Origin of the sequence: Catenuloplanes nepalensis (assembly GCF_030811575.1) — a bacterium.
Taxonomy (GTDB): Bacteria; Actinomycetota; Actinomycetes; order Mycobacteriales; family Micromonosporaceae; genus Catenuloplanes; species Catenuloplanes nepalensis.
In genome coordinates, this window is the sequence record NZ_JAUSRA010000001.1 from 2,086,813 (window position 1) to 2,100,805 (window position 13,993).

Consider the following 13,993-nt stretch of genomic DNA (forward strand, 5'->3'; position numbering starts at 1 on the left):
CCGTGTTCACTTCCGTGCGTGACGACCTGCGCGCCACCCTCGACGAGATCAAGGCCGCCGGCCTGCACAAGTCCGAGCGGGTGATCACCACCCCGCAGTCGGCGAACGTCACCGTCACCACCGGCGACGCCGTCCTCAACTTCTGCGCCAACAACTACCTCGGCCTCGCCGACGACCCCCGCGTCGTCGCCTCCGCGCACGCGGCGCTGGACCGCTGGGGCTACGGCATGGCCTCGGTCCGGTTCATCTGCGGCACCCAGGAGGTGCACAAGGAGCTGGAGGCGCGACTGTCCGCGTTCCTCGGCCAGGAGGACACGATCCTCTACTCCTCCTGCTTCGACGCCAACGGCGGCGTCTTCGAGACGCTCCTCGGCGCCGAGGACGCGGTCATCTCCGACGCGCTCAATCACGCCTCGATCATCGACGGCATCCGGCTGTCCAAGGCCCGCCGCTTCCGCTACGCCAACCGCGACATGGCCGACCTGGAGAAGCAGCTCGCCGCCGCGGCCGAGGGCGGCGCCCGGCGCACCCTCATCGTCACCGACGGCGTCTTCTCCATGGACGGCTACGTCGCCCCGCTCCGCGAGATCTGCGACCTCGCCGACCGCTACGGCGCCATGGTCATGGTCGACGACTCGCACGCGGTCGGCTTCGTCGGCGAGCACGGCCGCGGTACCCCGGAGCTGCACGGCGTCATGGACCGCGTCGACATCATCACCGGCACGCTCGGCAAGGCGCTCGGCGGCGCGTCCGGCGGCTACGTCGCGGCCCGCGCCGAGATCGTGGCGCTGCTGCGCCAGCGCTCCCGGCCGTACCTGTTCTCCAACACGCTCGCCCCGGTCATCGCGGCCGCGTCGCTGACCGTTCTCGACCTGATCGAGGGCGCGGGCTCGCTGCGGGAGCGGCTGACCGCGAACACGGAGCTGTTCCGCCGCCGGATGGTCGAGGAGGGCTTCGACATCCTCCCCGGCGACCACCCGATCGCACCCGTCATGATCGGCGACGCCGCCAAGGCCGACCGGCTCGCCCAGCTGCTCCTGGACCGCGGCGTGTACGTGATCGGCTTCTCCTACCCGGTCGTACCGCAGGGCCAGGCCCGCATCCGGGTGCAGCTGTCCGCCGCCCACTCGGCCGAGGACGTGGAGCGCGCCGTCACCGCGTTCGTGTCCGCCCGCGCGGCGCTGGGGGACTGAGCGACAATCGTCCGGACATGATCGACGTCCGACGCCTGCACATCCTCCGGGCGGTGGCCGATCACCGAACGGTGACGGCCGCCGCCGCGGCGCTGTTCCTGACCCCGTCCGCCGTCTCCCAGCAGCTCACCGCGCTCGAACAGGAGACCGGCCACCGGCTGGTCGACCGGGGCGCCAAGGGCGTGCGCCTCACCCCGGCCGGCGAGATCCTGCTCGCCCACACCAACACCGTCCTCGCCCAGCTCGAACGCGCCGAGGCCGAGCTGGCCGCGTTCGACTCCGGCACGGCCGGCACGGTCACCATCGCCTCGTTCGCCACCGCGATCGTCCGCGTCGTCGCACCCGCGATCGCCGGCCTCGCCACCACCGCGCCCGGCATCCGCATCCGCGTCCAGGACGCCGAGGGCGACGTCGCGCTCCCGCTGGTGCTGGACCGGCAGGTCGACGTCGCGATCGCGGTCGAGTACCGGGGCGCACCGGCCGCCGACGACCCCCGCCTCACCCACGTGCCGCTCTACGCCGAACCGTTCGACGCGGTGCTGCCGGCCGGTCACCCGCTCGCCGCACCGGACACGGTCCCGCTGGCCGGCCTGGCCAAGGAGCCGTGGATCAGCCCGTATCCCGGCAACCCCTGCCACGACGTCGTCGTCATGGCCTGCGAGGTCGCCGGCTTCCAGCCGATGATCGCCCACTCCTCCGACGACTTCCGCGCCGTGGTCGCCCTCGCCGCCGCCGGCGCCGGCGTCGCCCTCGTCCCCCGCTCCGCCCTGCGCGGCCAGGACCCCAGCGGCCTCGCCGTCCGCCCGGTCGACGGCACCGCCCCCACCCGCCGGGTCTTCGCCGCCGTCCGCCGAGGCGCCGAGGAACACCCCCTCATCCACCCCGTCCTCACCGCCCTCACCGACGCGACCGCCAGCTGACCCGGAGCGTCAGAGGTACATGCCGACCGACTCGGGACGGTCCTTCGGCTGCGGCGCCACGGCACCGCGCAGCAGCAGGCCACGGCTGCCCGGTACGGCGAGCCACACCGTGTCCGTCGCCGCGCACCGGCCCAGCCATGCCTTACCGCGCAGGGCCGGCGGCGCGTCGTCGAACGGCTCGGCCCGCAGGTGGTGCCGCAGGTACTCGTCGGCGAACTCGCCCGAGCAGCCCTGCATCCGCCAGCAGTGACAGCGCCGGGCCTCGGCCAGCCGTGCGTGCCGCTCCTGCTCCCGCCGGCGGGCGTGCGCACGGGCCCGCAGCCAGTGGTGGGCCCGCCGGGCGCCGAGGTAGCCGAGCGCCGCGACGCCGGCGCAGACGAACAGGTACAGGCCGGTGCGCATCGCACCGTCCGGGACCAGCCGCTCCACGGCCAGCGACAGCGGGATCCCGAAGAAGATCAGGCCGAGCAGCCCGGCCAGCCCGTAGTAGCCCTTCTGGTCCTTCGGCGGCGGCGCCGTCGGGTCGGTGAACGGGTCGTAGCCGACGGCGCGGAACGCCCGCCACACCGCGCTGTCCGCACGGCTCAGCCCCGGGATCGGCACCCACCGTTCCCAGGCCAGCCGGGCCGCCAGCACGACCAGCCCGGCGGCCGGCGCGGGAACGTGCACCGTCCAGACGACCGGCAGCACCAGCAGCGGCACCAGCGACCACATCGCCACCACCGTGATCCGGTGCCGGCGCATCGCACCGGCCGGCGTGAGCTCGGCCAGCGCCGCGTCCAGCGCGGGAACCGCCGGCAGACGGCGCCGCACCGCGTGCAGCAGCAGCCGGGCACCCTCGTGGTCGCCGCGCGCCCGCAGGTCACGGGCCGCCTCCAGCGCCGGACCCGGATCCCGGTCCACCGGCACGCCCAGGTGGTGCAGCTCCATCGCCGCGAGCGCGACCGCGAGCGCCGGGTCGCCGTCGGCACGCTTCGCGACCTTCGCCGCGGCGTACCGGGCGACGGTCAGCGGTGTGACCTTGCCGTACCGGGTCGCGAGCGTGTGCCAGGCGAGATCCGCGGTCTCCCGGTCACCGACACCGGTGGCGGCGACCGCGACCAGATAACAGACGCTCACCTCACCGTCGATCCGCCCGGCCCACACCATCAGCCACCGGTACGCCGGCCGGTCCCCGCCCGCGGCACGCGCGGCCGCCAGCACCAGGTGCCCGAACGTCGTCTCCGGGCCGTCCGGCAGCTCGGCCACGCCGACGCCGCGCAGCGCCGCGATCGCCTCACCGGCACGGCCGTCGTGCAGCAGCAGCGCCGCCCTCCGTACCGTCAAATCACGATCTTGTTCCTCCGCCGGCACGGCGTCCAGCAACGTCAGCATCAGGCCGAACCGGTCATCGTCGGCAGCGGCGTCGGCCCAGGCCGTCCAGGGATAGTTCACGCCGAACCGTCGTCCACCCGGCTCGTCTCCTGAGGCTTCGCGGCAGATCGTCCTCGCGGTACGAGGGAGACCCGCCCGATTCGCGTCTTCATGGAGACCGTCGCGCGTTGGCCGCCCGGCCGGGGGCGCTCGCCCGGCCGGTCAGGAGTCCTCAGAAGGTTCTTCGATACTGTGGCGTGGGACACAGTGAGCAGCGGAGGAGTGGCGGCGGGGCGTTTTGGGCTCAGGCGCGGTTGTCGCGTCGGTGAGCGGGTTGTGGCCGGCACGTGGCGTGCGGCCCGTCACGGCAGAGAAAGGCCTTTCCGCATGTCCTCGAAGCTTCGATGGCTCGGCGGCGGGCTCGCGCTCGCGTTGACCGCCGGTCTCGGCGTCGTCCTGGCCGCGACCGCGAACGCGTCCATCACCGAGCCGTCCGCCACCAGCACCGCCACGGACGTGACCTACCGGTTCGCCTATGCGGGGACGCCCGAGTTCACCCGGGTCTACATCGACACCGACCGGGACGCGAGCACCGGGTTCGCGCAAGGGGGTGCCGGGGCGGACTTCCTGCTGGAGAACGCGACGCTCTACCAGCACGGCGGGTCCGGGTGGAGCTGGACGCCGGTCACCGCGGTCGTGCACACGCACGCGGACGGCGTCGCGACCTGGACGCTGCCGCGCGCCGCGATCGGTGAGACGGCCACGCCGGGGGAGACGGACCTGGTCTTCCAGGCCGAGTCGCCGGAGCAGACATCGGAGAAGATCACCCAGGGGTACGGGGCGGAGCCGCCCGCCGGGGGAGCGGGCGCCACGGTCACCTACACCGCGACCGACGAGATCATCGCGAACCCGGAGCGGGGCCTGTACCGGCACGCCGGCGAGTGTGACTCGTCCGCGTTCAGCGAGGCGACCCTGCGGTCGTACCGGACCGACGCGAAGATCTCCCTGGTCATGTGCGTGTTCTACCTGCGCGGGTTCCGGGCCGGGCCGATCGACGCGGCGACGCTGTCACACCTGCAGAAGCAGTTCGACGCCGTGCGCGCGGCGGGTGTGAAGATGGTGTTGCGGTTCGCCTACACGGACTCGGCGGACGGCGCCGACGCCCCGACGGACCGGGTCCTCGCGCACCTCGACCAGCTCGCGCCCTACCTGCAGCGCAACGCGGACGTCATCGAGGTCATGCAGTCCGGGTTCGTCGGCGCGTGGGGCGAGGGCTACTACACGCAGAACTTCGGCAACAACGGCGTCGTCACCGCGGCCGACCGGGCCAACCGCAAGGCCGTGCACGACAAGATCCTGCAGGTGCTGCCCGCGACCCGGATGGTGCAGCTGCGCACGCCGAACTTCAAGCGCACGATGTACGGCACCGCGGCGCTCACGGACGCGCAGGCCTACGACGGGTCGGCGGCCGCCCGCACCGGCCACCACAACGACTGCTTCCTGGCCGACGCGACCGACCAGGGCACCTACACCGACACCGCGGTCGAGTACCCGTACCTGGCGGCCGAGACCCGGTACACCGCGATGGGCGGCGAGACCTGCGCGGTGCACCCGGCCCGCACCCAGTGCCCGACCGCGACCGCGGAGATGGCCCGGTTCCACTACACCTACCTCAACCACGACTACCATCCCGCCGTGATCGACGGCTTCCGCACCGGCGGCTGCCTGACCACGATCGAGCGGCAGCTCGGCTACCGGTTCACGCTCGTCGACGGCACCTACCCGCAGACGGCCACGCCCGGCGGCGCCCTTCCGGTCAGTCTCACGGTCCGCAACGACGGCTGGGCGGCCCCGATCAACCCGCGCGGTGCCGAGCTGATCCTGCGCGCCACCTCGACCGGCGCGGTGACCCGGCTGCCGCTGGCCGCGGATCCGCGCCGCTGGGCGGCCGGCGCCGGCGCGACCGTCGCCGAGACGCTCACGCTGCCCGCCACGCTCGCGCCCGGCTCCTACGAGCTGCTGCTCGGCCTGCCGGACCCGCAGCTGCCCGGCCGCCCCGAGTATGCGATCCGCACCGCGAACACCGGCACCTGGGAGCCGTCCACCGGCTTCAACCGCCTGGGCGCCACCGTCACCGTCGGCTGAGCCCTCCCCGGACCGGCGTGCACCCGCGCCGGTCCGGGTCGCCGCCGGCGCGTACCCGTACCCTGAGATGCCCTTGGAAATTCCCGCGGAGAACAACTGCACATACCGTGGTAAGGCATCGGGTGAGCCCTGGATCCGGGGCTGTGCCGGTTGGTCAGCGTGCGCTGTAGGAGTGCTGGCCGGTGCCGGCCAGCGCGCCGCTGTCGACGATCAGGTATTCGTCGCGGAGCGGACGGCCCTGGAAATAGCTCTCCAGGATCTCCCGGGTTCCGGCCGCGTAGCGGGCCTGCGCGGTGAGCGTCGTGCCGGAGATGTGCGGGGTCATGCCGTGGTGCGGCATGGTGCGCCACGGGTGGTCGGCCGGCGCGGGCTGCGGATACCAGACGTCGCCCGCGTAACCGGCGAGGTGGCCGGACTCCAGCGCGCGCACGATCGCCTCCCGGTCGCAGATCTTGCCGCGCGCCGTGTTCACCAGGTACGCCCCGCGCTTCATCGCGCCGATCAGCGCATCGCCGAACATGCCCTCGGTCTCCGGGTGCAGCGGGCAGTTGATCGTGACCACGTCACAGACCGCCGCCATCGACTCGACGCTGTCGTGCCAGGTGAGGTTCAGCTCCTCCTCCACCTCGGCGGGCAGCCGGTGCCGGTCGTAGTAGTGCAGGCGCACGTCGAACGGCCGCAGCCGCCGCAGCACCGCCAGCCCGATCCGGCCGGCCGCGACCGTACCCACGTCCATGCCCTCCAGGTCGTAGGAGCGGGCCGCACAGTCGGCGATGTTCCAGCCGCCGTCGCGCACCCACTGGTGCGACGGCAGGTAGTTGCGAACCAGCGCGAGGATCATCATGACCACGTGCTCGGAGACGCTGATGCTGTTGGAGTACGTCACCTCCGCCACCGTGACCCGGTGCGCGATCGCGGCGGAGAGATCGACGTGGTCGCTGCCGATCCCGGCCGTGATCGCGAGCTTCAGGAGGGGCGCCTTCGCCAGTCGCTCCGGCGTCAGGTAGGCGGGCCAGAACGGTTGCGAGATGACGATCTCGGCGTCCGGCAGGTGCCGCTCGAACTCGGAGTCCGGCCCCTCCTTGTCCGAGGTGACCACCAGCTCGTGCCCGAGTGACTCCAGGTAGCCGCGCAGGCCCAGCTCGCCGGTGACGGAGCCGAGCAGCGCGCCGGGCATGAAGTCGATCTTCTCCGGCGACGGCACGGTCTGGCCGCCCGGGTAGTGGTCGAGCCGGGGTAGCCCGTCCCGGGCGTACTCCGTGGGGTAGCCGGAGACCGGGTCGGGATAGAGCACACACAGGACCTTCGCCATGATCGTCACCCTTCGCTGGATGGGGCCTGAGACGAGACTCGGCCCCGCCGGCGGAGGCGGCAATGAGCAGTTCCCGAACACCCGATCGGTGGCGCCTATCGATACAGCTGGTCGATCTCCTGCTGGATCTTCAGGCCGGACGCCACCTCCAGCAGCGCGGCGACGGCCAGCGACGGCGTCCGGCGGTCCGGCATCAGCAGCCCCACCCGGCTGGTCGCGACCGGGCCGGTCATCGGCACCACGCGGGTCCCGGGCGGCACGCCCATCAGGCACAGCCACGCCTGTGGGATCACGCTGGAGAGCAGCCCGGCCCGCACGTGCGCGCAGAGCGTGGACAGCGAGTTCGTCTCCATCCGCGGCGACACCACCGCACCGGCGCGGCGGAACAGCCCGTCGACGATCCGCCGGTACTGCATGTCCGTGGTGAGCAGGCACAGCGGCAGCGCGGCCGCCTCGGCCCAGCCGACCTCCGCCCGCGCGGCGAGCGGGTGGTCCTCCGCGGTCAGCAGCAGGTAGCGCTCGTCGTAGAGCGCGTGGGTGCGGAATCCGGCCCGGACCGCGCTGGTCAGGTAGGTCAGCCCGGCGTCGAGGTGCCCGTCGGTGAGCCGCCGCTGGATCTCCGCCGAGGTCAGCGACAGCACGGTCAGCGCGGCCCGGGGGTGCGCGGCGCAGAACGGCCCGGTCAGCAGCGCCACCGGCGGCAGTGCGGCGGGCACGGCGCCGATCCGCAGCCGTCCGGTGAGGCGTTCGCCGCGGGTGAACTCGGCCAGCATGGTAGTCCGGTCGGTCAGCACTCGGCGGGCCCAGGCCAGCAGCCGCTCGCCCTCCGGTGTGAAGCCCTCGAAGCGGTGGCCGCGCCGCACCACGGCCACGCCGAACTCGGCCTCCAGCTTACGGATGCCGTCGGAGAGTGTGGGCTGGCTGACCCAGCAGGCGGCCGCGGCCCGGCCGAAGTGTTCCTCCCGGGCGAGCGCGGTCAGGTACTCGAGCTGGCGCAGAAACATGGTGGCACCGCCTTGTCATCGGTAACCGGATAACTACATACTGTCGTCTCCATAACGTATACAGTCTGCAATTCGGAGCCAAGGGAGTCCCCGAATGAAGGTCGCAGTCCTGGGTGCGGGGGCCATCGGAGCGTTCGTGGGAGCATCGCTCTGCCGGGCCGGAGTCGACGTCCACCTCATCGCGCGGGGCGAGCACCTGACCGCGCTGCGCGCCGACGGCGTCCACGTGATCAGTCCGCGCGGCTCGTTCCGCGCCCGCCCGCCGGCCACCGGCGACCCGGCCGAGGTGGGCCCGTCCGACTACGTGTTCCTCGGACTCAAGGCGCATGCGTACGCCGCGTCCGGCCCGCTGGTCGCGCCGCTGCTCGGCCCGCACACCGCGCTGATCGCGGCGCAGAACGGCATCCCGTGGTGGTACTTCCACCGGCTCGACGGGCCGTACCGCGACCACCGGATCGAGGCGGTCGACCCGGGCGGTGAGACCTCGGCCGTGCTCGCGCCGGACCGCGCGATCGGCTGCGTCGCCTACCCGGCCACCGTGATCGAGCGGCCCGGCGTGATTCGGCACCTCGAGGGCACCCGGTTCGCGATCGGCGAGCCGGACGGCACGATCTCCCGCCGCTGCCTCGACTTCAGCGCCGCCATGGTCGCCGGCGGCCTCAAATGCCCGGTCGAGCCGCGGTTGCGCGACGACATCTGGATCAAGCTGATCGGCAACGTGGCACTCAACCCGATCAGCGCGCTCACCCGCGGCACGCTGGCGCAGATGTGCGAGCACGCCGGGGTGCGCGCGGTGATCGCCGCGTTGATGGCCGAGACGCTGGACGTCGCGGCCCGGGTCGGCGCCCGCCCGGAGATCTCCATCGAGCGCCGCATCGACGGCGCCCGCCGGGTCGGCCACCACCGTACCTCGATGCTGCAGGACCTGGAGCTCGGCCGCCCGCTCGAGCTGGCCGCGATCGTCGCGGCCGTGGTGGAACTGGCCGACCTGACCGGCGCGCCCGCGCCCACGCTGCGTGCCGTGCACGCGCTGACCGACCTGCTCGCCGCCGTTCCCGGGAGGGCCACATGACTCAGGATCAGAACCGTGCCGACGGTACGCGGATGAGCGAGCCCGCGAGGGGACCATCGGCTCGGTGCCGGCCACGGCGTGCCGGCGACGTCGAGGGAGGCCCGGCATGATCGTGAAGCCCGGCACCGCCTGGACCGACGCCTACGCCGGTTGTCTGCGCGCCGCCCCGGAGGCCTTCCACGACGACCGCCCGCTCAACCGCTGGGGTGGCGGATGGCGCCGCGACGGCGTCGCCGGCACCGCCCGCTCACCGGTCGACGGCACCCCGATCATGGCGCCGCCCCGGGTGGAGCGCGCCACCGCGTCCGCCGCGGTCCGGGCCGCCGCGGACGCGCACACCGCCTGGGCCCGGACGCCGCTTCCCGCCCGCACCCGCCGGGTGCGGGCCGCGCTCGACGAGTTCCGTGCCCACCGCGACCTGCTCGCGCTGCTGCTGGTCTGGGAGATCGGCAAACCCTGGCGGCTGGCCCGCGCGGACGTGGACCGCTGCATCGACGGCGTCGCCTGGTACGCCGAGCGGATCGCCGACATGCTGCCCGGCCGCACCCCGCTGCCCGGCCCGGTCAGCAACATCGCCAGCTGGAACTACCCGATGAGCGTCATCATGCACGCGCTGCTGGTCCAGGCGCTGGCCGGCAACGCGGTCATCGCCAAGGCGCCCACGGACGGCGGCGTCACCTGCCTCACGCTGGCCACCGCGCTCGCCACCCGGCACGGCCTGCCGATCACGCTGCTGTCCGGCTCCGGCGCGGAACTGTCCGGGCCGCTGGTCACGGCGCCGGAGATCGGCTGCGTCTCGTTCGTCGGCGGGCGCACCGCGGGTGGCCGGGTCGCGGCCGGGCTGATCGACAGCGGCAAGCGGCACATCCTGGAGCAGGAGGGCCTGAACTGCTGGGGCGTCTGGCGGTTCAGCGACTGGGACCTCCTGGCCGGCCAGATCCGCAGATCCTTCGAGTACGGCAAGCAGCGCTGCACCGCCTACCCCCGCTATGTGGTGCAGCGCGAGCTGTTCCCGGACTTCCTCGACGCCTACCTGCCCGCGGTCCGCGCGGTCCGGTTCGGGCACCCGCTCGCCGTACCCTCGGCGGACTCGGATCTTGAAGATCTTGACTATGGACCGCTGATCAACCAGGCCAAGGCCGTCTCGCTGACCTGGTCGTTCGACGACGCGGTCACGCGCGGCGGCATCCCGATCCACCGGGGATCGCTCGCCGACGGCCTCTTCCTCGACGGGCAGGACACCGGGGCCTACCTCGCGCCGGCCGCGATCCTGGCGCCGCCGCCCTCGTCCCCGCTGTTCCACGCGGAGCCATTCGGCCCGGTCGACACGATCGTGCTGGTCGACACGGAGGCCGAGCTGCTGGCCGCGATGAACGCCAGCAACGGCGCACTGGTCGCGTCGCTCGCCTGCGACGACGAGGAGACCGGCCGGAAGCTCGGCGCGGAGCTGCGCGCGTTCAAGGTCGGCATCAACCGGCCGCGTTCCCGTGGCGATCGCGAGGAGCACTTCGGCGGCATCGGCGCGTCCTGGCGCGGCGCGTTCGTCGGCGGCGAGCTGCTCGTCCACGCCGTCACGCTGGGCCCGCCGGGCGAGCGGCTCGACGGCAACTACGACACCCCGGTGCGGTGACTTCGATGCCGTACGACGTGAACCTCTCACTGCTCTTCACCGAGTTGCCGCTGCTCGAACGCCCGCTCGCGGCCGCGGACGCCGGCTTCGACGCGGTCGAGTTCTGGTGGCCGTTCGGCACGCCCCGCCCGGATCCGCGCGACGTGGACCTGTTCGTCGGCGCGCTCTCCTTCGCCGGGGTACGACTGGTCGCGCTGAACATCTACGCCGGTGACCTTGCCGCGGGCGAGCGGGGCGTGCTCTCCCACCCGGACCGGGCCGGCGACTTCCGTGCCGGTGCCGAGGCCGCGGCCGCGATCGGGCGCGCAACCGGCTGCCGGGTGTTCAACGCGCTATACGGCAACCGGCTGCCCGGCGTCGACCCGGCCGTCCAGGACGTCACCGCGGTGCGGAACCTGGCCGAGGCCGCCCGCCTGATGCCCGGCGCGACCGTGGTGGTCGAACCACTCAACGCGCTTGAGAACCCGGACTATCCGATCCGGACCGCCGCACGGGCGATCGCGGTCTGCGACCGGGTGCGCGAGGTCTCCGGCCACACCGGCGTCAAGCTGCTGCTCGACGTCTACCACCTGCTCACCGGCGGCGACGACGTGCCGGCCGCGATCGACGCCTACGCCGGGCGGATCGGGCACGTGCAGCTCGCCGACGCACCCGGCCGCCACCAGCCCGGCACCGGCCGCCTGGACGTCGACGACCTGCTGCGCCGCCTGGACCGGGCCGGATACCGCGGCCACATCGGGCTGGAATACCGGCCGCTGGGCCCGAGCGCGGAGAGCTTCGGATGGATGAGGGGAGCGTGACGAGCATGGCGCGGATCGGCTTCATCGGCCTCGGGATCATGGGCAGCCCGATGGCCGCGAACCTGCTCTCGTCGGGGCACGAGGTCACCGGATACGACCGCAGCACGGACCGGCTCGATCAGCTCGAGCGCGCGGGCGGTGTCCGCGCCGCGTCGGCCGGCGCGGCGGTGAGCGCGGCCGACGTGGTGATCACCATGCTGCCGGACTCGCCGGACGTGGCCGCGGTCGCCGGGGAGATCACCGCTCACGGACGCCCCGGCCAGCTCTGGATCGACACCAGCAGCATCGCGCCGGCCACCGCCCGCGCGGTCGCCGCCGCCGCGCCGATGCCCGCGGTCGACGCCCCGGTCAGTGGCGGCGAGCAGAGCGCGCGCGACGGCACGCTGTCCGTCATGGCCGGCGGCCCGGCCGAGGCGTTCGCCCGCGCGAGACCGCTGCTGGACGTGGTCGGCGGCACGGTCGTGCACGTCGGCGGACCCGGCGCCGGGCAGACCGTCAAGCTCGCCAACCAGCTGATCGTGGCCGGCGTGATCGAGTTGGTGGCCGAGGCGATCGTGTTCCTGGAGGCGCACGGCGTGGACACGGACGCGGCCGTGCGCGTGCTCGCCGGCGGCCTGGCCGGCAACGCGGTCCTGGACCGGAAGGCGGCCGGCATGCTGGCCCGCTCGTTCACCCCCGGCTTCCGCGTCGACCTGCACCACAAGGACCTCGGCAACCTGGCCGCCGCAGCCCGGGACGCGGGCGTGGCCATCCCACTGGGCGCTGTGGTGGCCCAGCTGATCGGCGCGCTGCGCGCCCGCGGCCACGGCGGCCTCGACCACACGGCGCTGCTGTTGCTCGTCGAAGAGCTCTCCGGCCTGGGAAAGGCGGCATGATGCCCACGATGCCCTGCATGGAAGCGGTCGTCGGCGTGCTCGCGGACGAGGGCGTGGAGGTGGTCTTCGGCTGCCCCGGCGCCGCGATCCTGCCGCTCTACGCGGCGCTGCGCACGTCAGCGATCCGGCACCTGATAGTGCGCCACGAGGAGGGCGCCACGCACATGGCCGACGGCTGGGCGCGCACCACCGGCCGGGCCGGCGTCGCGATCGGCACGTCCGGGCCGGCCGGCACCAATATGATCACCGGCCTCTACACCGCGATCGCGGACTCGATCCCGATGGTCTGCCTGACCGGCCAGGCACCGACCACCAAGCTGCACCAGGAGGCGTTCCAGGCCGTCGACATCGTGGAGATCGCCCGCCCGGTCACGAAGTGGGCGGTCCAGGTGCGCGAGGCCGCACAGGCGCCGTGGATCATCCGGGAGGCGTTCCGGGTCGCGCACAGCGGCAGGCCCGGCCCGGTCCTGGTGGACCTGCCGCTGGACGTGCAACGACAGGAGATCGTCTGGGAGCCGACGCTGTCCGCGCGCCTGCCGATCGTCCCGGCCGCGCCGCACGGCCCCTCGGTCGAGGCCGCGCTCGACATGCTGCTGTCGGCCGAACGCCCGCTGCTGCTGGCCGGCGGCGGGGTGATCCTGGCCGCCGCCACCGGCGTGCTGCGCGAGGTGGCCGAACTGCTGCGGATTCCGGTCCAGGTGACGCTGATGGGCAAGGGCGCGCTCCCGGAGGACCACGCGCTCTTCGCCGGCATGACGGGCATCCAGACCACCACGCGGTACGGCAACGCCTCCTTCCTGGAATCCGACCTGGTCCTGGCCGTGGGCGCCCGGTTCGGCGACCGGCACACCGGCGACCTGGCCGTCTACCGGGGCGCGCGCCGGTTCATCCACGTGGACGTGTCGCCGCTGCAGCTCGGCCGGGTCTTCGGACCGGACCTGGGCGTGGTCTCGGACGCGCGACTGTTCCTGGAGGCGCTGCTCGCCGCGGCCCGTCGCCGCGGTCCGCGCCGGTCCACGGGGGAGTGGGTGTCGAGGGTGGGGGCGCTGCGTGCGACGCTGAACCGCCGGGACGACTTCGACGACCTGCCGATCAAGGCGCCGCGCGTGTTCCGGGAGATCAACGCGCACTACGGTCCGGAGACGTACTTCGTCACCGCGATCGGGCTCTACCAGATCTGGTCCGGCCAGTTCCAGGCTACGTTCCGGCCGCGGCACTACCAGGTGTGCGGCCAGGCCGGGCCGCTCGGCTGGGAGATCCCGGCCGCGATCGGCGTGAAGACCGCCCGCCCGGACGCCACCGTGGTCGCGGTGATCGGCGACTACTCGTTCCAGTTCCTGGTCGAGGAACTGGCCGTCGCCGCGCAGTACGACATCCCGTTCGTATTGGTCATGCTCAACAACGAGTACCTCGGCCTGATCCGGCAGGCGGAGACCGGCTACGGCATGAACTACGAGGTCGACATCCACTACGACGCCTTCGGCACGGACAACGTGGCGATCATGGAGGCCTACGGCTGCTCCGGGCGCCGGGTGACCGAGCCGGACGCGATCGCGGACGCGCTGGACTGGGCGGACAAGGAGGCCCGCCGCACCCGCCGCCCGGTCCTGGTGGAGGTCATGATCGACCGGGAGTCCGGCACCGCGCACGGCACCGCCATCGACGCGGTGCACGAGTGATCGGGACGGT

Annotated in this window: 11 protein-coding genes; 8 read left to right on the forward strand and 3 right to left on the reverse strand. The window is 73.1% G+C overall.

Annotation, left to right across the window (positions count from 1 at the left end):
* The first annotated feature begins 2 nt into the window (after positions 1 to 2).
* Together J2S43_RS08640 and J2S43_RS08645 are read left to right on the forward strand one after the other, a co-directional pair.
* Complete coding sequence (locus J2S43_RS08640) at positions 3 to 1,193, forward strand: glycine C-acetyltransferase (protein ID WP_306828252.1); 1,191 nt, start codon at positions 3 to 5, stop codon at positions 1,191 to 1,193.
* Positions 1,194 to 1,210: 17 nt separating this feature from the next.
* A complete protein-coding gene (locus tag J2S43_RS08645) occupies positions 1,211 to 2,113 on the forward strand; it encodes a LysR family transcriptional regulator (RefSeq protein WP_306828253.1) in 903 nt (300 codons plus the stop codon).
* Positions 2,114 to 2,122: 9 nt separating this feature from the next.
* On the opposite strand, the gene J2S43_RS08650 is transcribed toward J2S43_RS08645, so the two are convergent.
* Positions 2,123 to 3,547, reverse strand: coding sequence for a hypothetical protein (locus J2S43_RS08650; RefSeq protein WP_306828254.1), 1,425 nt, complete (start codon positions 3,545 to 3,547; stop codon positions 2,123 to 2,125).
* Between the two features lie 306 nt (positions 3,548 to 3,853).
* On the opposite strand from J2S43_RS08650, the gene J2S43_RS08655 reads away from it, so the two are divergent.
* The gene (locus tag J2S43_RS08655) at positions 3,854 to 5,611 is read left to right on the forward strand and encodes a DUF4832 domain-containing protein (RefSeq protein ID WP_306828255.1); all 1,758 of its coding nucleotides are present in this window, start codon (positions 3,854 to 3,856) and stop codon (positions 5,609 to 5,611) included.
* Between the two features lie 154 nt (positions 5,612 to 5,765).
* Here J2S43_RS08655 and J2S43_RS08660 read toward each other — a convergent pair whose 3' ends face one another.
* Complete coding sequence (locus J2S43_RS08660) at positions 5,766 to 6,923, reverse strand: NAD-dependent formate dehydrogenase (RefSeq protein WP_306828256.1); 1,158 nt, start codon at positions 6,921 to 6,923, stop codon at positions 5,766 to 5,768.
* Positions 6,924 to 7,018: 95 nt separating this feature from the next.
* On the reverse strand, positions 7,019 to 7,927 hold the full coding sequence (locus J2S43_RS08665) for a LysR family transcriptional regulator (RefSeq protein ID WP_306828257.1): 909 nt from the start codon (positions 7,925 to 7,927) through the stop codon (positions 7,019 to 7,021).
* A 94-nt stretch (positions 7,928 to 8,021) separates the two neighbouring features.
* On the opposite strand from J2S43_RS08665, the gene J2S43_RS08670 reads away from it, so the two are divergent.
* The 5 genes from J2S43_RS08670 (at position 8,022) to gcl (ending at position 13,983) form a co-directional block, all read left to right on the forward strand.
* Complete coding sequence (locus J2S43_RS08670) at positions 8,022 to 8,999, forward strand: 2-dehydropantoate 2-reductase (protein WP_306828258.1); 978 nt, start codon at positions 8,022 to 8,024, stop codon at positions 8,997 to 8,999.
* Positions 9,000 to 9,105: 106 nt separating this feature from the next.
* On the forward strand, positions 9,106 to 10,629 hold the full coding sequence (locus tag J2S43_RS08675; protein WP_306828259.1) for an aldehyde dehydrogenase family protein: 1,524 nt from the start codon (positions 9,106 to 9,108) through the stop codon (positions 10,627 to 10,629).
* A gap of 5 nt (positions 10,630 to 10,634) precedes the next feature.
* Positions 10,635 to 11,429: a hydroxypyruvate isomerase family protein gene (locus J2S43_RS08680; protein WP_306828260.1), complete on the forward strand. Its 795-nt coding sequence runs from the start codon at positions 10,635 to 10,637 to the stop codon at positions 11,427 to 11,429.
* A 5-nt stretch (positions 11,430 to 11,434) separates the two neighbouring features.
* Positions 11,435 to 12,304, forward strand: coding sequence for an NAD(P)-binding domain-containing protein (locus J2S43_RS08685; RefSeq protein ID WP_306839227.1), 870 nt, complete (start codon positions 11,435 to 11,437; stop codon positions 12,302 to 12,304).
* A gap of 8 nt (positions 12,305 to 12,312) precedes the next feature.
* Positions 12,313 to 13,983, forward strand: a complete 1,671-nt coding sequence (gcl, locus tag J2S43_RS08690) for a glyoxylate carboligase (RefSeq protein ID WP_442320029.1) — start codon at positions 12,313 to 12,315, stop codon at positions 13,981 to 13,983.
* Positions 13,984 to 13,993: the final 10 nt, after the last annotated feature.